Annotated in this window: 15 protein-coding genes; 11 read left to right on the forward strand and 4 right to left on the reverse strand. The window is 23.6% G+C overall.

Features of this window, described 5'->3' with window-relative positions; genetic code table 11:
- The first annotated feature begins 16 nt into the window (after positions 1 to 16).
- From RA161_01025 to sucD, 4 genes are all read left to right on the forward strand, one after another.
- Positions 17 to 2,851: a 2-oxoglutarate dehydrogenase E1 component gene (locus RA161_01025; GenBank protein ID WMY97638.1), complete on the forward strand. Its 2,835-nt coding sequence runs from the start codon at positions 17 to 19 to the stop codon at positions 2,849 to 2,851.
- A gap of 25 nt (positions 2,852 to 2,876) precedes the next feature.
- A complete protein-coding gene (gene odhB / locus RA161_01030; GenBank protein ID WMY97639.1) occupies positions 2,877 to 4,106 on the forward strand; it encodes a 2-oxoglutarate dehydrogenase complex dihydrolipoyllysine-residue succinyltransferase in 1,230 nt (409 codons plus the stop codon).
- Positions 4,107 to 4,211: 105 nt separating this feature from the next.
- Complete coding sequence (gene sucC / locus RA161_01035; GenBank protein WMY97640.1) at positions 4,212 to 5,381, forward strand: ADP-forming succinate--CoA ligase subunit beta; 1,170 nt, start codon at positions 4,212 to 4,214, stop codon at positions 5,379 to 5,381.
- Positions 5,382 to 5,383: 2 nt separating this feature from the next.
- Entirely contained in the window at positions 5,384 to 6,253 is an 870-nt protein-coding gene (sucD, locus tag RA161_01040) for a succinate--CoA ligase subunit alpha (protein WMY97641.1), read from the forward strand.
- Between the two features lie 52 nt (positions 6,254 to 6,305).
- Here the strand turns inward: sucD and dcd are convergent, their stop codons facing one another.
- A complete protein-coding gene (dcd, locus tag RA161_01045; protein WMY97642.1) occupies positions 6,306 to 6,890 on the reverse strand; it encodes a dCTP deaminase in 585 nt (194 codons plus the stop codon).
- A gap of 147 nt (positions 6,891 to 7,037) precedes the next feature.
- Between dcd and metG the strand changes: the two genes are divergently transcribed.
- Together metG and RA161_01055 are read left to right on the forward strand one after the other, a co-directional pair.
- On the forward strand, positions 7,038 to 8,675 hold the full coding sequence (metG, locus tag RA161_01050) for a methionine--tRNA ligase (GenBank protein ID WMY97643.1): 1,638 nt from the start codon (positions 7,038 to 7,040) through the stop codon (positions 8,673 to 8,675).
- A gap of 71 nt (positions 8,676 to 8,746) precedes the next feature.
- Positions 8,747 to 10,456, forward strand: a complete 1,710-nt coding sequence (locus tag RA161_01055) for an NAD-dependent malic enzyme (protein WMY97644.1) — start codon at positions 8,747 to 8,749, stop codon at positions 10,454 to 10,456.
- A gap of 11 nt (positions 10,457 to 10,467) precedes the next feature.
- Here RA161_01055 and RA161_01060 read toward each other — a convergent pair whose 3' ends face one another.
- From RA161_01060 to ispB, 3 genes are all read right to left on the reverse strand, one after another.
- Positions 10,468 to 11,508, reverse strand: coding sequence for a 3-deoxy-7-phosphoheptulonate synthase (locus RA161_01060; GenBank protein WMY97645.1), 1,041 nt, complete (start codon positions 11,506 to 11,508; stop codon positions 10,468 to 10,470).
- Between the two features lie 135 nt (positions 11,509 to 11,643).
- A complete protein-coding gene (gene pabB, locus RA161_01065; protein WMY97646.1) occupies positions 11,644 to 12,990 on the reverse strand; it encodes an aminodeoxychorismate synthase component I in 1,347 nt (448 codons plus the stop codon).
- Between the two features lie 219 nt (positions 12,991 to 13,209).
- Positions 13,210 to 14,175 (reverse strand): octaprenyl diphosphate synthase, encoded by a 966-nt coding sequence (ispB, locus tag RA161_01070; GenBank protein ID WMY97647.1) that lies wholly within the window; start codon positions 14,173 to 14,175, stop codon positions 13,210 to 13,212.
- Between the two features lie 207 nt (positions 14,176 to 14,382).
- Here ispB and rplU point away from each other — a divergent pair, with 207 nt between their 5' ends.
- From rplU to RA161_01095, 5 genes are all read left to right on the forward strand, one after another.
- Positions 14,383 to 14,697: a 50S ribosomal protein L21 gene (gene rplU / locus RA161_01075; GenBank protein WMY97648.1), complete on the forward strand. Its 315-nt coding sequence runs from the start codon at positions 14,383 to 14,385 to the stop codon at positions 14,695 to 14,697.
- Positions 14,698 to 14,705: 8 nt separating this feature from the next.
- A complete protein-coding gene (gene rpmA / locus RA161_01080) occupies positions 14,706 to 14,972 on the forward strand; it encodes a 50S ribosomal protein L27 (protein ID WMY97649.1) in 267 nt (88 codons plus the stop codon).
- Positions 14,973 to 15,137: 165 nt separating this feature from the next.
- On the forward strand, positions 15,138 to 16,142 hold the full coding sequence (gene cgtA / locus RA161_01085) for an Obg family GTPase CgtA (GenBank protein ID WMY97650.1): 1,005 nt from the start codon (positions 15,138 to 15,140) through the stop codon (positions 16,140 to 16,142).
- 146 nt (positions 16,143 to 16,288) lie between these two features.
- A complete protein-coding gene (greA, locus tag RA161_01090; protein WMY97651.1) occupies positions 16,289 to 16,765 on the forward strand; it encodes a transcription elongation factor GreA in 477 nt (158 codons plus the stop codon).
- Positions 16,766 to 16,891: 126 nt separating this feature from the next.
- A complete protein-coding gene (locus RA161_01095) occupies positions 16,892 to 17,509 on the forward strand; it encodes an SAM-dependent methyltransferase (GenBank protein ID WMY97652.1) in 618 nt (205 codons plus the stop codon).
- The last annotated feature ends 30 nt before the right edge of the window (positions 17,510 to 17,539 follow it).

Consider the following 17,539-nt stretch of genomic DNA (forward strand, 5'->3'; position numbering starts at 1 on the left):
GCTTAAGGGGATATAAATGCAAAATGGTATTTTAAAAAAATGGTTAAATACTAGTTTTCTATCTAGTATAAATTTTAATTACATAGAAAGTTTATATGAACAGTATCTATTAGATTCTGGTTCAGTAGAACCAGAATGGGTGTCAATATTTCAGGAAATATTAAATCATTCTTCTTCGAAAGAGTACTTCTATTTACAAAAACAGAAAAAATATTTTATAGAAACTAAAAACAATAAAAAAAGATTATTCAACAATCATGTTTTTATGAATTCAGATCATAAATCTAAATTTTTTGATAGTTGTCAACTGAATATTTATAATTTTATTAATGCATATCGTTCTGATGGACATAAAAATGCTTCTTTGGATCCATTAAATCTTAAACCTAAACAATATATACCTTCTTTAGATCTATCATCTTATAATTTACATAAAATTGATTTTAATAAAGAAATTGATCTATTAATTCCATTTTTAGGATTTAAAAAAATAAAATTCAATAATTTATATGATCAACTAAGAAAGATTTATTGTTCTTCTATTGGATTTGAATATATGCATTTAAGTAATGAAAATGAAAAAAATTGGATACAATCAAAATTAGAACAAAAAAATTCTATTGATTCATGCTTTTCTAAAGAAGAAAAGGTAAACTTTTTATCTCATCTGATCTTTGCTGAAGGATTAGAACATTATTTAGGCGTACATTTTCCTGGAGCAAAACGATTTTCATTAGAAGGTGCAGATTCAATTATTCCGATGTTAAAAGATTTATTAAATTATTCATCGTCATACAATACTAAAGAAGTAATTTTAGGTATGGCTCATCGTGGTAGATTAAATGTGTTGATTAATATTTTTGGAAAACCATCAAAAGATCTATTTAACGAATTTGCTGGTAAATACACTTCTTTAACTAGAAGTGGAGATGTTAAATATCATCAAGGATATTCTTCAGATATTCAATTGAATAATAAAAAAATACATTTAGTTTTAGCATATAATCCATCTCATTTAGAAATTGTAAATCCAGTAGTTATGGGGTCAACTCGAGCACGTTTTGATCGTTCTGATAATAAAAAAGAGAATAATATTCTTTCTGTTACAATTCATGGTGATTCAGCAGTGGTTGGACAAGGAGTAGTGCAAGAAACGTTAAATATGTCACAAACAAGGGCATATAAAGTAGGGGGAACTATTAGAATTGTAATAAATAATCAAATAGGATTTACTACTTCTAATATTAAGGATTCAAGATCTACGTTATATTGTACTGATGTGATGAAAATGATAGAAGCTCCGATTTTTCATGTTAATGGAGATGATATTGAATCTGTTATTTTCGTTACAAGACTTGCAATAGATTTTCGAAATAAATTTAATAAAGATGTAATTATTGATTTAGTATGTTATAGAAGATATGGTCATAATGAGGCTGATGAACCTTCAGCAACACAACCAATAATGTATCAAAAAATTAAACATCATAAAACAACTGCAAAAATATATGCTGATCAATTAATTTTAAAAAAAATTATTAATCAAACAAACATAGATAAAATAGTAAATAATTATAGAAAAAAATTAGATAATAGTGATGTGATTGTAGATGGACATATTTCTAAAATTAATCATCAATCGATTTGGACAAAATATTTAAATATTCAATGGGATCATTCATATGAAAATAAAATTGATAAAAAAAGATTAAGAAATTTAGGAATAAAGTTAAATACAATTCCTAAAAATATTGTTATGCATCCTAGAGTTAAAAAAATATATGATGATCGTTTAGATATGGCAATAGAAAAAAAACTATTTGATTGGGGTGCAGCAGAAACTTTAGCATATGCTTCTTTATTAGATGCAGGAATTAAAATACGTATATCGGGAGAAGATACTAGAAGAGGGACTTTTTTTCATCGTCACGCAGTTATTTATAATCAAATTGATGGATCTTCATATATTCCATTAAATCAAATAAATAAAACAAAGAAATTATTTAACATATGGGATTCAGTTTTATCTGAGGAAGCTGCACTTGCTTTTGAATATGGTTATGCATCTACAGATCCTCAAACTTTAGTCATATGGGAAGCACAATTTGGTGATTTTTCAAATGGTGCACAAGTAGTAATTGATCAATTTATTAGTTCTGGAGAACAAAAATGGGGTAAAATGTGTGGTTTAGTTATGTTATTACCTCATGGATATGAAGGACAAGGTCCAGAGCATTCATCTGCTAGAATAGAACGTTTTTTACAATTATGTGCTGAAGATAACATTCAAGTATGTGTACCTTCAACTCCTGCACAGTTTTATCATGTTTTACGTCGTCAAATTTTACGTAGTGTAAGACGTCCTTTAATTTTAATAACTCCAAAATCTTTATTACGTCATCCTAATTCTGTTTCTAAATTAGAAGATTTATCTGTTGGTAGGTTTCATTCTGTCATTATAGAAGAAAATAATTTAAATCTGAAAGATATTAAAAGAGTTATTTTTTGTACAGGAAAAATTTATTATGATTTAATTGAAGAACGTAAGAAAAGAAACCAAAATAATATAATTATTATTAGAATAGAAGAATTATATCCATTTCCTAAAGAAATTCTAAAAAAAGTTTTAATATCATATATGCATATTCGTGATTTTTTATGGTGTCAAGAAGAACCATTGAACCAAGGAGCATTTTATTATGTTAGAAATTATATTTCTAAAATCATACCTAATAATGTAAAATTAAGTTATTGTGGTCGTCCTGCATCTTCATCTCCTGCTGTAGGATATATTAAAATCCACCAAAAACAGCAGAATAAATTAATTCAAGATGCATTAAATATAAATTAATAATAATAAAAATAAAGGATCGAAAATGAATTTTATAGATATTCTAGTTCCTGATCTTCCAGAATCAGTGACAGATGCTACAGTGGCAACTTGGCATAAAAAACCAGGTGATAAGATCATGCGTGATGAGGTTTTATTAGAAATAGAAACTGATAAAGTTATATTAGAAGTTCCTGCTGTAGAATCAGGTATTTTGGAATCTATTTATAAAGACACTGGAACAACAGTATTAGCAAAAGAATTATTAGGTCGTATAAAAATTATTAATACTGAAGTTTTAAAAAAAATTGAACAAAATTCAGAAAATATTGTATTAAATAATAAAAAAAATAAAATTGAAGAAATAGAAAAATATTTAACTCCATCATTAAGACGATTAATTAAAGAATATAATTTAGATATTAAATATATTAAAGGAAGTGGTTTAAATGGTAGAATAATTCGTGAAGATATTGAACAATACATTAAAAATAATAAAATTAAACCAGTAGATTTGACTATTAATAAAAATCAAAATGATAATAACAAAAAAATTACATCCAATATTGATATAAATCGTTCTGAAAAAAGAATACCAATGAGTAGATTAAGAAAACGTATTGCAGAAAGATTATTAGATGTATCTCAAAATACTGCTATGTTAACTACGTTTAATGAAGTAAATATGAAACCTGTGATTAACTTACGAAATCAATATGGTGAATCTTTTGAAAAAAATCATGGTATACGTTTAGGATTTATGTCTTTCTATGTTAAAGCTGTAATAGAAGCATTAAATAAATATCCTGAATTTAATGCATCAATTGATGGTGATGATATTATCTATTATCAATATATTGATATTAGTATTGCAGTATCAACACCAAGAGGATTAGTTACTCCAGTATTAAGAAATGTTGATCAGCAAAATATAGCTGAAATCGAAAAAAATATTAAAGAATTAGCAATTAAAGGAAGAGAAAATAAATTAAAAGTTAATGAGTTAATTGGTGGAAATTTTACTATTACAAATGGTGGTATTTTTGGTTCATTAATGTCGACACCAATTATTAATCCACCTCAAGTTGCTATATTAGGTATGCATGCAATTAAAGATAGAGCAATAGTTATTAATAATAAAATCGATATTTTACCGATGATGTATTTAGCATTATCTTACGATCATCGTTTGATAGATGGACGAGAAGCTGTAGGATTCTTGTTAGTTATTAAAAATATTTTAGAAGATCCTATTCGTTTATTATTAAATGTTTAAATTAATAAAATAATAGTATTTTTTTATAGTAAAAATAAATATAAGTTTATAACTTATAAATAACAAAAAATATGTTTTAAAATTTTAATTAATGGATCAATTATTATGAATTTACATGAATATCAAACGAAAAAAATTTTTAAAAATTATAATTTATGTATACCAGAAGGTTATGTTTGTAAGACAATAAAAGATGCAAAAAAAAATATTATTAAACTAAAAAATAATTATCCTTTAGTCCTTAAGTGTCAAATTCATGCTGGAGGTCGAGGTAAAGCATTTGGAATAAAACAAGCAAAAAATTTTCAAGATATTGAATTTTTTTTTAATCAATGGTTGAATAAAAGATTAGTCACTTATCAAACCAATTCTATTGGACAAATTGTAAATAAAATTTTAATAGAGAAATCTGTTAAAATTGAACAAGAATTTTATATAGGTGTTATTTTAGATTTTAGTTCGAATAAAATATTTTTTTTAGCGTCCAGAGAAGGTGGAATTAATATTGAAAAAACAGCTCATGGTAAACCAAATACAATTTATAAAATTACTATTGATCCTTTAATTGGACCTATGCCATATCAAGGAAGACAATGTGCTTTTAATTTAGGTTTAAAAGGTAAATTAATAGAAGATTTTACTAATATTTTTATCAAAATAATAATCATATTTTTAAAATATGATACAAGTTTAATAGAAATTAATCCATTAGTTCTAACTAATAAAAAAAAATTTGTTTGTTTAGATGCTAAAATGTCAATTGATGACAATGCAATTTATCGTCAACCAGAGTTAGCAATAAAAAGAGATTGGTCTCAAGAAGATAAACGTGAAATGCAAGCTATGAAACATCAATTGAATTATATTTCATTAAATGGAAGTATAGGATGTATGGTAAATGGTGCTGGCTTAGCTATGGCTACTATGGATTTAATCAAATTATATGGAGGATCTCCTGCAAATTTTTTAGATGTTGGAGGGGATACTAATAAAGAAAGAGTTCAAGAAGCATTTAAAATTATTTTATCAGATAGTAAAGTTAAAGTAATATTAATCAATATATTTGGTGGTATAGTACGTTGTGATTTAATTGCAGATGGTATTATTAGTGCAATGAAAGAAATTAGAGTAGATATTCCAGTTGTAGTCAGATTAGAAGGGAATAATGCTAAATTAGGTATAGAAAAATTAAAAACAAGTCAATTAAAAATTATTGCAGCAATCAATTTAGTGGATGCAGTTCAAAAAGTTATATTTATCTCGGAGAAATATTAGTTATGTCTATTTTAATAGATAAAAATACTACTGTTATTTGTCAAGGTTTTACAGGAAAACAAGGTACTTTTCATTCTCAACAAGCGATTAATTATGGTACAAAATTATTAGGAGGAGTTACTCCTGGAAAAGGAGGAACATTTCATTTAAATTTGCCAGTTTTTAATTCGGTATATGATGCAGTTATGAATACAGGTGCTGATACATCAGTTATTTATGTTCCAGCAAAATTTTGCAAGGATTCTATATTAGAAGCTATAGATGCTGGTATTAAATTAATTGTTACTATCACTGAGGGCATTCCGATCTTAGATATGTCAATTATAAAGACAAAACTAAAAAATAGTAAAGTTCGAATGATTGGACCAAATTGTCCTGGAATAATTACTCCAGATGAATGTAAAATTGGTATTCAACCTGCCTATATACATAAATCTGGTATCGTAGGTGTAATTTCTCGTTCTGGTACATTGACATATGAAGCTGTAAAACAAATTACAGACATTGGATTAGGACAATCTACTTGTGTTGGAATTGGAGGAGATCCAATAACAGGTTTAAATTTTATTGATATATTAAAGTTGTTTGAAAAGGATAAAAAAACTGAAGCCATTGTTATGATTGGAGAAATTGGTGGTAATGCAGAAGAATTAGCTGCAGAATATATTAAAAATCATATAACCAAACCAGTTGTTGCTTATATTGCAGGTGTAACGGCACCAAAAGGGAAAAGGATGGGTCACGCCGGGGCTATTATTTCTAGTAATACAGGTGATGCAAATAAAAAAATTCTTTCTTTAAAAAAAAGCGGAGTAAAAGTAGTAAAAAATTTATCTAAAATTGGAATATCAGTGAAAAATATTTTAAGTTAATTATTTTTTCGATATATATGATTTGTATATGGAATAGTGTATTACTACTTTTTTAATCATCTTCACTAATTTTACTTTTAATAGTATTCATTTGGTTAATGTATTTAGCATTAATACGTGAATGATATGGTTTTTTTGCAAATCCAGATAAAAGTTCAAAACTTAGTGATGCAATAATCATTCCTGGTCTTAATATAAGAGGAATTTTCCCAGAATTATAACATTCTAAAACTATTTTTCCAGACCATCCTGGATCTATACGATGAGCAGTAACGTGAATCATTAAACCTAATCTAGCTAAGGAAGATCGTCCATCTATCCAACCAACTATATTATTTGGTAATGTAATAAATTCTGAAGTGATTGTTAATATTAATTCGTGAGGATGTAGAAAAAAAGGTGATTTTTCCTTTAAAGTAATTTCATGACTCATAATTGAATTTATAATACTATTTACTTTTTTTTTATCTCCACTTAAATCTACATATGGTGCTTTATATCCTTTAAAAACTCTAAATTTGTTTCCTAATTTTAAATCAATACTAGCGCCATGGATATTTTTTTTTTCTATATCTGGATTAATAACAATTTTTTTTTTATTAATCCATTTTATTATATGATGATCACAAAGTTTCATTTTAATATTATTGATAAATTATTCTATTATATTGTTACAATCAATATTATTGATATTGTATATAAATTATACACTAATTTATAATTTTATATTTTTTTTTTAAAAAAAGTTTTTTAATTATTTTTAAAAATAAAAAAAGGAAAAAATATGTTTAAAATAAAAAAAACAATTCTAGTGACTTGTGCATTTCCATATGCTAATGGACCAATACATCTTGGTCATCTTTTGGAACATGTTCAAGCTGATATTTTTGTTAGATATCATAAAATGAAAAATAATAAGGTATATTTTTTTTCTGCTATTGATGCCCATGGTACAGCTATTATGTTAAAAGCAAACGTTTTAAAAATTAGTCCAGAAAAATTAGTTGAAAAAACACAAAAAGAACATAAAAAAGATTTTGAAAATTTCAATATAAATTATAATTACTATGGTAATACACACAGTGATGATAACCAAAAAATATCGGAAAAAATATTTTTAAAATTAAAAAAAAATGGGTATATAAAAAAAAAAGATATTTTTCAATTATATGATCCAAAAAAAAAAATATTTTTACCTGATCGTTTTGTTAAAGGTATTTGTCCTAAATGTAAAGCATCTGATCAATATGGAGATGTTTGTGAAATTTGTTATTCTATTTATAATGCTCAAGAATTAATTAATCCATATTCGATTATTACTGGTAACACTCCAAAAATAAAAAAAACAACACATTTATTTTTTAATCTACCTTTTTTTAAAGATTTTTTGTTTAATTGGATGAAATCAAAGGATATTATACAAAAAAATGTATTGAACAAAGTTTTGGAATGGTTTGAAAATGGATTAGAATTGTGGGATATAACAAGAGATGCTCCTTATTTTGGTTTTAAAATTCCAAACGAAACAAATAAATATTTTTATGTTTGGTTAGATGCATCTATTGGATATATTAGTATATCTAAAATATTATCAAAAAAATATTTGAATTTAAATTATAAAAAATTTTGGAATCGAGAATCTAAAATAGATTTATGTCATTTTATAGGAAAAGATATTATTTATTTTCATAGTCTTTTTTGGCCTGCAATTTTAGAAAGTATTCATTATAGACAACCAACAAAGATTTTTGTGCATGGTAATGTCATTATTAATGGATACAAAATGTCAAAATCAAGAGGAACTTTTATTACTGCACGTTCATATATTAATTATTTAGAACCTGATTATTTGCGTTATTATTATGCTTCTAAATTGTCATTAGATATTAGTGATATTGATTTGAATTTAAGAGATTTTATGCAACGTATTAATTCAGATCTTATCAATAAAATTTTGAATTTTGCTTCTAGGAATGCAAAAATTATCGATCAATATTTTCATAATAAATTATCTTCTAAATTAGAAGATCCCATTTTTTATCAAAAATTTGTTAAAAAAAGAGAAAAAATAGAATTTTTTTTTGAAAATCTTGAATATAGTAAAGTGATTAATGAAGTGATTTTATTAATAAAAAATGCTAATTATTATTTTAATTTAAAAGCTCCATGGAATCTTTTAAAAGAAAAAAATCATATGCATAATATTTGTACTACTGGAATTAATTTATATCGTGTTATCATGACATATTTGAAACCAATTATTCCTAATATTTCAAAAAATGCAGAAAATTTTTTAAATATTTCATTAAAATGGGATGAAATTAATCATCCATTGTTAAATCATGATATTTTATCATTTAAAATTTTATTTACAAGAATAGATTATTCATCTATAGAATCTATTTTAAAAAAAAATAAATAAAAATATTATTTAAGAAGTCAAAAATATATTATAATACGTGTTTAAATTCAAAATTTAAATTAAAAATGAATATGAAATTGAACTATAAAAATAAACGTCCATTATATATTTCTTATGCAGGACCAGTTTTATTAGAATGTCCTTTGTTGAATAAAGGTAGTGCATTTACAGTAGAAGAAAGATTTAATTTTAATCTTTTGGGTTTATTACCTGAACAAGTGGAAACAATTGAAGAACAAACAGAAAGAGCATATCAACAATTAATAAAATTAAAAAGTAATATAGATAAACATATATATTTAAGAAGTATTCAGGATACAAATGAAACACTATTTTATCGATTAATTGAAGAGCATTTATCTGAAATTTTACCTATAATTTATACTCCAACTGTTGGAAAAGCATGCGAATATTTTTCTTCTATTTACAGAAGAGCAAGAGGACTTTTTATTTCCTATCCTAATAGAAGAAACATAGATGATATTTTACAAAATGCAACAAAACAAAATGTAAAAGTCATCGTAGTAACTGATGGAGAAAGAATTTTAGGATTAGGAGATCAAGGTATTGGAGGTATTGGAATTCCTATTGGTAAATTATCTTTATACACAGCTTGTGGAGGAATTAGTCCAGCATATACTTTACCTGTGGTATTAGATGTTGGAACAAATAATCCATATAAACTTAGTGATCCTATGTATATGGGCTGGAGACATACAAGAATTAGAAATGAAGAATATTATTTATTTATTGATCAATTTATTAATTCAGTAAAAAGACGTTGGCCAAATATTTTATTACAATTTGAAGATTTTGCTCAAAAAAATGCTATGTTTTTGTTAAATAGATATCGAGATATTATATGTTGTTTTAATGATGATATACAAGGCACTGCTTCTGTTGCATTAGCTTATCTGATATCTGCTACTCGATTTATTAACCAAAAGTTAAGTAATCAAATCATTGTATTTTTGGGAGCAGGATCTGCTGGTTGTGGAATTGCAGAATATATTATTAAACAAATGCAATCTGAAGGTATTAGTGAAAATCAATCTAGAGAAAAAATTTTTATGGTAGATAAATGCGGTTTAATTACAGATAAGCATTTTAATTTATTTCCATTTCAAAAAAAATTAGCACAAAAAAGTAATAATTTAATGAATTGGAAAATTAAAAATATTAAAAATAATAAAATATCTTTTTTAGATGTTATTAGAAATGCAAAACCAACGATATTAATTGGTGTTTCAGGTAAAAAAGATTTATTTACTAAAGAAATTATTGATACAATGTTAGTTAATTGTAATTTTCCTATTATTATGCCATTATCTAATCCGACTTCGAAAATAGAAGCTCATCCAAAAGATATTATTCGTTGGACAAATGGAAATGTTTTAATTGCCACTGGAAGTCCATTCCCTCCATTTTATTATAAAAATAAGCTACATTTTATTCCTCAATGTAACAATGTATATATTTTTCCTGGGGTTGGATTAGGTGTGATAGCATCTGGTGCAAAATTTATTACAGATAACATGTTTATGATTGCAAGCAAAACATTAGCAGAAAATTCTCCCTTTTTAATAAAGGGATTTGGAAGTTTATTACCTTCACTAGAAAAAATACAATTTATTTCAAAAAAAATAGCAAAATCAATAGCAAAAGAAGCACAAATACAAGGAATTACATCATCTAATATTTCAGACGATATGTTAGATCAATCAATTGAAAGTAATTTTTGGATTCCAAAATATCGCAGTTATAAAAGAACTTCTTTTTAAGAAAGAGATAATTATATTATTTTTTTTATAGATTTTGCAAATCTTTCTATAATTTCTTTTGTACTTTCCCATCCTATACATGGATCTGTAATTGATTTTCCGTATTCTATTGGACATGAATCAATTTCTTGTTTTCCTTGAATTAAAAAACTTTCAACCATAATTCCTGAAATATTAATTATTTTTTTTTCTAATTGTTTAGTAATAATTTTTGTTGTTTTTAATTGTTGTTCTGGGTTTTTTTGAGAATTTCCATGACTTAAATCAATGATAATTTTTTCAGATATATTAAATTTATTCAACTCAAAATAAGTATTTTTAATATTTTTTAAACTGTAATTTGGTTTTTTACCTCCTCTCATAATAATATGAGTATAAGGATTTCCTTTCGTTTTATAAATAGTAATCTTTCCATTTAAATTAGGCATTAAAATAATGTGACTTTTTCTTGAAACACGTACAGCATTTATTGCTACGTTAATATCTCCATTAGTGTTATTTTTAAAACCTATAGGACAAGGTAATCCTGAAGCAACATATCTATGTATTGGATTTTCTGTAGTTCTAGCTCCAATTGCACCCCAACTAATAAAATCTACAATATATGGGATAATATTAAAATCTAAAAATTCTGTTGCTGTAGGTAAACCTAAGTTATTAATTTTTCCTAATAATTTCCTTGATATTTTTAAACCTTTATTTATTTGATATGAATTATTTAAATCTGGATCTACAATAAAACCTTTCCATCCAAATATAGTTCTAGGTTTTTCAAAATAAGTACGCATTACTATTTCAAGATAATCTTTATAATAAAAATGTAATTTTGATAGTTTTTGAGCGTATTCGTAAACCGATTTTTTTTCATGTACAGAACATGGACCAATAATCATCAGTAATCTTTTATCTTGACCAATTAAAATGTTTTGAATTCTTTTTCTACACTCTAAAACATTTTTAGAATTTTTTTTAGAAATAGGAACTTTTTTAATAATTCGTTTTGGAGATATAATGTTTCTAAAATAAATAGTTTTTAATTGATGATTATACATACAAAATTTATCTTATTTTGATTATTTTAATTTTTAAAACATATAATAAAAAATTGGTGTAATTATTTTATTATATATGTTTTAAAAATTTTATATATATAAAATAAAGGATTTTTTAATCAATATAAATTTTTATTAAAAAATTGGTAAAATCTTATTTAATTTATCCAATATTTCTTGATATTCTTTTTGTGCTATACTTTCTAATATAATTCCTCCACCACACCAACAATAAATAAAATTATTTTCAGTCATTAATGTTCTAATATTAATATTAGTATCCATTGTTCCACAAAAACTAATATATCCAATACTACCAGAATAGCAATATCTTCTGTGAGGTTCTAATGTTTCAATAATTTCCATAGCACGTAATTTTGGTACACCTGTTATTGAACCTCCAGGAAAACATGATTTCAATAAATTAATTGGATGAATGTTATTTGGTAATTTAGCTATAATAGTGCTAATTAAATGATGTACAGAAGGAAATGATTCAACAACAAATAGTTCTTTTACTGATACACTTCCTGGAACAGCAATTTTACCTATATCATTTCTTAATAAATCTACAATCATGATATTTTCAGTTCGATCTTTTTTGGAAGTAATTAATTTATAAATTTGTTTTTTATCTTTTTTTTTATTTTCTAATCGAACTGCTGTTCCTTTAATAGGTCTTGTTTGTATTAAATTATTTTTTATTTGTAAAAAACGTTCTGGAGACAATGATATTAAAGTATGTTTTTTTAATCGTAAAAAAGCAGAAAATGGGGTTAAATTTTTTTTACTAAGTTCAATGAAACAATTCCATTCATCACCTTTATATTTTGTATAAAATCTTTTTGCTAAATTAATTTGATAACAATCTCCATTTATTAAATAATTGTAAATCTGTTCTATTTTTTTAAAATATTCTTTTTTAGATATATTACTTTTCCATTGTTGAGAAATAGAAAATTTTTTTGTTTTTATATATCTTTGTTTATTTAACCAAACTAATCTTTTATTTATATCTTCATAACTAATCAAAGTAATTTTTTTCTTATAATGATCAATAATAATAGCCCAAAGATATATCCCAACAGCCATATCTGGAAAAGTTAATTTTTTTTCAGCATATTTTGGCAAATTTTCTATTCTTCTAACAAGATCATAACTCCATATTCCTGCAACCCCTCCTTGAAATGGAATGTTATTATCTGTAGATGTTTTAATGTTAAAAAAATCCATTTTTTTTTGAATTAATTTAAATGGATCAGATTTTGATATGATTTTTTTATTATTATGAATAATTTCTGTGATGTTTCCTTTAGTTTCTAAAGTAACAACAGGATCAGAAGATAAAATATCAAAACGATTATATGGGTGATTTGATCTTCCAGAATATAATAATATAGACCAAGGTAATTTATGGATAATTTTGAAATATTTTAATGCTGCATCTAATGAATATGGTAGTTGTTTTTTTTTCATTTTCATAAAAATATGAATATAACTTATTTAATAAATATACTATATATAGTATATATATATCTATTTTTAAAGTGTAAAAAAAGAAAAAAATTATATTTGATTCATAAAAATCAAATAACTAATTTAAAATTAAATAAAAGATACATGATTGATTTAAAATTTGTAAAAAATATATAATAAAAGAATTAAAAAATATAAGTTAATTTATATCAAATAAATTTTTTATTAAATTTTTAACAAAGTAACAGCAAGATTGATTAACGCTTTTTTAAATGAAGAATTAGGTAATTTATTAATTGATCTTATTGCTTGGTATGCTGATTTTTTAGCTTTATTATAAGTATATTCAATCGATCCATAGTGTTTCATTAAAAAAACAATATTTTTAAAAAAATTTATTCCATTTCCTTTTTGAATTATTTTTCTAATTAGATCAGACTCTTTTTTAGTTCCGTTTTGAATTAAATGTAAAAGAGGTAAAGTTAATTTTCCTTCTTTTAAATCATTACCTATATTTTGATTTAAGTTATGATTTTTAATATTATAATCAGAAATATCATTGATTAATTGAAAAGCAATACCTAGATATCTTCCATAATTTTGAAAAGCTTTTTTTTGTATTTTATTAGCTCCAGAAACGATTGCTGAAGCTATTGCAGTTGATTCAAATAATCGAGCTGTTTTATTATATATTATTTGCATATATATTTCTTCCGTAATGTTGGGATTGTTAGTATACATTAATTGTATTATTTCTCCTTTTGCAATAATATTAGTTGTATCGGACATTAATTTTAAAATAGACATTAATCCTAAATTAGTCATCATTTGAAATGATTTACTATAAATGAAGTCGCCTATTAATATACTAGCAGAATTTCCAAATATAGTATTAACTGTTTTTTTTCCTCTTCTAATTTTTGATTTATCAATAACATCATCATGTAAAAGTGTAGCAGTATGAATAAATTCTACTAATGCTGCAATATTAATATGTTTTTCTCCTTTATATTTTAAATATTTTCCTATTAATATTGCTATAATTGGACGAATTTTTTTTCCTCCGCTATCAATAATATATTTGCTAATCTTTTTAATAAGTAAAACATCTGAATTTAATTCGTTAATAATAATTTTATTTACTTCTTGCATATCTTTTTTAGTTAATTTAATAATAGATTTTAAATTCATTTTTACAGTTTTTATTTTTATGTTGAAAATTAAAAAAAATGATAGTTCTTATTTAAGAACATTTAATTTTTTTATCTATAAAATAGATATGATTAAGTAATTATTTTATAATTAAATATTAAAATTATTTTAATTTTTTATTTGTAAAATATTAAATATCATTATAATATTAATTTTTTTCTTTTTATAGTCAATAGGGGTGAAATAATGTATGCAATTTTTGTAAGTGGAGGAAAACAATATTTAGTTAAGAAAGGTGAAATAGTACGTTTAGAAAAAGTCAATTATAAAATTGGAGATTGCATTAATTTTAATGAAGTATTATTAGTTGTTGATGGTGAAAATATAAAGACTGGAAATCCTATTTTAAAAAAAATTACTATAAAAGGTGAAGTGATATTACATGATAGAAAAAAGAAAATAAAAATTATTAAATTTAAACGTAGGAAACATAGTCAAAAAAAACAAGGTCATCGTCAATGGTTTTCTGATATAAAAATTATTGATATTATCAACAATTAGGTGAAAAAATGGCACATAAAAAAGCTGGTGGTTCAACAAGAAATGGACGTGATTCTTATTCAAAACGATTAGGAATTAAACATTTTGGAGGAGAAAAGGTTAATAGTGGTAGTATTATAGTACGTCAAAGAGGTACAAAATTCCATCCTGGTCCTTACATTGGTTGTGGAAAAGATTATTCTCTTTTTGCTTTAAAATCAGGAATAGTGAAATTTTATACTAAAGGTTTAAAAAAAAGAAAATATGTTTGTATTATACCAAAAAAAGAATATTAATAAATAATGTAATTCTTTTTATACTTTCTAAGAAGTAAATATCAATTTTTTATTTTTTTTTTACTTATATTATAAGTTTGAATTTTTCAAAAGTTAAGACAATCACGTTTTTTAAAAAATATATCTGAATAATTCAGATATATAAAATAATAAAAAGAAAATATAATGAATTTTGTAGATGAAGTTAAAATATTAGTTGTAGCAGGCAATGGTGGTAATGGATGTATAAGTTTTAGAAAAGAAAAGCATATTCGTTACAAATATGCTAATGGAGGTGATGGTGGAGATGGAGGAAATGTATATTTTGTAGCTGATAAAAATATTCAAAATTTATCTTATTTTAAGTTTAAAAAAAAATTTTATGCCGAATCTGGAAAAAAAGGAAATAATAATAATTGTACTGCTAAACGTGGCAAAGATATTTTATTAAAAGTTCCTTTAGGTACAAGGATACGAGATTTTAGTACACATAAAATTATTATTGATATGATATATCACAAACAAAAAATTATGATTGCAAAAGGTGGTATACACGGATTAGGAAATAAAAAACTTAAATCATCTTTAAATCGTTCTCATCAATTTTATCATTATGGAACAAAAGGTGAAAAAAAAGAATTACTAATTGAATTAATAATTATTGCAGATGTTGGTATTATAGGTATGCCAAACGCAGGAAAGTCAACTTTGATTAGTGTTATATCAAATGCAAAACCAAAAATAGCATCCTATCCATTTACTACTTTATTTCCAAATTTAGGAGTATTAAAAAATAAAGATAAAATAATAACTATTGCAGATATACCTGGTTTAATGAAAAATGCTTCAAAAGGTTTTGGATTAGGTATATCTTTTTTAAAACATTTAAAACGTTGTAAAATGTTATTGCATTTAGTTGATATATCTCCAATAGACGGATCAGATCCAGTAAAAAACATTAAAATAATTTTTAATGAATTAAAAAAATATGATCGAAAATTAATTAAAAAAAAATGTTGGTTAATATTTAATAAAATTGATTTATTAGAAAATAAAAATATTGATAAAACTATAAATTTTTTTATTAAAACATTGAAATGGAATAGTAGATATTACATTATTTCTTCAAAAAAAAATATTGGAATTACAAAGATTTCTAATGATATTTACAATTTTTTATATAACAAATAAAAAATAATATTAAAAATCAATAATTTTTTTAAAAAAAATTATTTTAAAATATTTTTTTTTATATTTTTAAAAAATATGTTTTAATTATCGAATTGATTAAATAACTAATATTTAATGTTAGTTAAAAATTTTTGAGGAATTAATAAATGAAACAAATTCCTATGACAGTTCTCGGAGCAAAAAAATTACAAAAAGAATTAGAATTTTTAAAAAAAATTCGTCGTCCTGAAATTATTGCTGCTTTAATAGAAGCACGACAACATGGTGATTTAAAAGAAAATTCTGAATATCATGCTGCAAAAGAACAACAAGGTTTTTGTGAAGGACGTATTCAAGAAATTGAAAAAAAATTATCATACAAACAAATTATTGATGTAACAAAAATTAAAAATTTAGGTCGTATAATCTTTGGTTCTACTGTTACTTTACTAAATTTATATACAAAAAAACTTAAGACTTATCGTATTGTAGGTGAAGATGAAGCTGATATTAAAATTAATTTAATATCTATTAATTCTCCTATTGCACGAGGTTTAATAAATAAAAATGTTAGTCAAATAGTATCCATTGATACTCCAGGTGGAACAGTAAAATATAAAATTTTGAATGTAGAATATATATAAAAACATTTAATTTAGATTTTTTTATAAAAAAATAAAATTTTGTATAAAAAAAACTTGATTTTTAGTTGTTAATTCTAATAAAGTGAATCATGAAAATTAATAAGAATAAAATAATTAAAAATTACTATGGCTAATAAAAAAATATTAGCATATTCTAATTATTGGATTAGAAAACATATTCAAGATGAATATGTTAAAAAATCTTACCAGAATAAAATTCGTTCCAGATCTTGGTTTAAATTAGATTCAATCCAAAAAACTGATAAAATATTAAAACCTGGAATAATTGTATTTGATCTTGGATCAAGTCCAGGAGGATGGTCTCAATATGCATCATATATTTTAAAAGAAACTGGTCGTATTATTGCATTTGATTTATTACCTATGAAACCTATTCATAATGTTGATTTTTTTCAAGGAAAAATATCTATTAAAAAAATTAAAAAAATTATAAATCAAAAAAAAATTGATCTTATAATGTCAGATATGTGTCCTAATATTACGGGAATTGCATCTACAGATGATATAAATATACTTTATCTTGGAAGATTAGCATTAAAAATATGCTATTATTTTTTAGATCAAAAAGGCATTTTTGTTGTAAAAACTTTTCATGGAAAAGAATTTAATAAATATTTAAATGAAATTTCTAAATTATTTAAAAAAATTAATATTAGAAAGCCAAATGCTTCACGTTCTACTTCTAGTGAAGTATATATTGTAGCAAAAATAAAAAAAATATAATTTTAAAATTTTATTATTAAATAATATAGT

Source organism: Arsenophonus sp. (assembly GCA_031446085.1).
Classification (GTDB): domain Bacteria; phylum Pseudomonadota; class Gammaproteobacteria; order Enterobacterales; family Enterobacteriaceae.

Bases quoted from the DNA above. Each gene is read 5' to 3' on its own strand.
- rplU (WMY97648.1), top strand. From the start codon at position 14,383: ATGTATGCAATTTTTGTAAGTGGAGGAAAACAATATTTAGTTAAGAAA.
- odhB (WMY97639.1), top strand. From the start codon at position 2,877: ATGAATTTTATAGATATTCTAGTTCCTGATCTTCCAGAATCAGTGACA.
- RA161_01055 (WMY97644.1), top strand. From the start codon at position 8,747: ATGAAATTGAACTATAAAAATAAACGTCCATTATATATTTCTTATGCA.
- cgtA (WMY97650.1), top strand. From the start codon at position 15,138: ATGAATTTTGTAGATGAAGTTAAAATATTAGTTGTAGCAGGCAATGGT.
- dcd (WMY97642.1), bottom strand. From the start codon at position 6,890: ATGAAACTTTGTGATCATCATATAATAAAATGGATTAATAAAAAAAAA.
- RA161_01095 (WMY97652.1), top strand. From the start codon at position 16,892: ATGGCTAATAAAAAAATATTAGCATATTCTAATTATTGGATTAGAAAA.
- ispB (WMY97647.1), bottom strand. From the start codon at position 14,175: ATGAATTTAAAATCTATTATTAAATTAACTAAAAAAGATATGCAAGAA.
- RA161_01060 (WMY97645.1), bottom strand. From the start codon at position 11,508: ATGTATAATCATCAATTAAAAACTATTTATTTTAGAAACATTATATCT.
- sucC (WMY97640.1), top strand. From the start codon at position 4,212: ATGAATTTACATGAATATCAAACGAAAAAAATTTTTAAAAATTATAAT.
- rpmA (WMY97649.1), top strand. From the start codon at position 14,706: ATGGCACATAAAAAAGCTGGTGGTTCAACAAGAAATGGACGTGATTCT.
- pabB (WMY97646.1), bottom strand. From the start codon at position 12,990: ATGAAAATGAAAAAAAAACAACTACCATATTCATTAGATGCAGCATTA.
- metG (WMY97643.1), top strand. From the start codon at position 7,038: ATGTTTAAAATAAAAAAAACAATTCTAGTGACTTGTGCATTTCCATAT.
- sucD (WMY97641.1), top strand. From the start codon at position 5,384: ATGTCTATTTTAATAGATAAAAATACTACTGTTATTTGTCAAGGTTTT.
- greA (WMY97651.1), top strand. From the start codon at position 16,289: ATGAAACAAATTCCTATGACAGTTCTCGGAGCAAAAAAATTACAAAAA.
- RA161_01025 (WMY97638.1), top strand. From the start codon at position 17: ATGCAAAATGGTATTTTAAAAAAATGGTTAAATACTAGTTTTCTATCT.